The organism is Streptomyces sp. XY431 (assembly GCF_001279805.1).
In the GTDB taxonomy this organism is placed as follows: domain Bacteria; phylum Actinomycetota; class Actinomycetes; order Streptomycetales; family Streptomycetaceae; genus Kitasatospora; species Kitasatospora purpeofusca.
In genome coordinates this window covers 1-733 of record NZ_LGDO01000297.1, presented here as the reverse complement: position 1 = coordinate 733, position 733 = coordinate 1, and the positions used below count along the sequence as shown (strand labels likewise).

Genomic DNA, 733 nt, shown 5'->3' with positions numbered 1-733 from the left:
CGACGACGATCTTCGCGGAGGTGGTGGCGCGGGTGGGGGCGGCCGCGTTAGAGCTTGCGAAGTCCACTGAGGACCCTTTCGAGCAGCGTGACGTCGGGCGTTCCGCCCGACTCGCCCGCGGCGGCGGGCTGGTGGATGGCGACGAGACCGGCCTCGGCCAGGTCGGCCACGAGGATCCGGGCGACACCGAGCGGGACACCGGCGAGCGCGGAGATCTCCGCGATGGACTTGACCTCTCGGCAGAGGTTGACGATCCGGGCGTGCTCGGGCAGCAGGCCACCGGTCCGCTCGGCGGAGCCGGTGGTCGAGATCAGGGCCTCGATCGCGAGCTGGTACCGCGGCCGGGTGCGGCCACCGGTCATCGCGTACGGGCGGACCAGCGGCTGCTGCTCGTAGCCGTCGGACTGCTGCCCGCCGTAGCCGCTGCCGTACCCATTGCCGTACGAGCCGGCGGGATTCGAAGGCGGGGTCATGGGTCCTCCTTGTGCTGCAGCCTGGGGCAGCCGGTTCCAGCTGGGGCGATGCCAGCTGAGGCGAAATCAGCTGCCTGAGGGTAGCTGAGGGCGGAACGCCGGGTCCGGTCGGGTCGGACCCGGCGGGGAGGTGGGACGGTTGAAGTACCGCTCAGGGCGACTCAGTGCAGGAGACTGCCCTGGAGTTCTGCGCGGAGTGCGGGGGTGAGGACCGCGCCGGCGCGGTCGACGAGGAGGGCCATCTCGTAGCCGACCAGGCC

1 protein-coding gene and 1 pseudogene are annotated in these 733 nt (G+C 71.6%); both read right to left on the bottom strand.

Translation table 11 applies throughout. The features are described from left to right. Positions 1–47: 47 nt before the first annotated feature. Positions 48–473: a DUF742 domain-containing protein gene (locus ADK60_RS24090; RefSeq protein ID WP_030396694.1), complete on the bottom strand. Its 426-nt coding sequence runs from the start codon at positions 471–473 to the stop codon at positions 48–50. 161 nt (positions 474–634) lie between these two features. Next, positions 635–733 (bottom strand): annotated as a pseudogene (locus ADK60_RS24085) (roadblock/LC7 domain-containing protein); the annotation flags it as partial.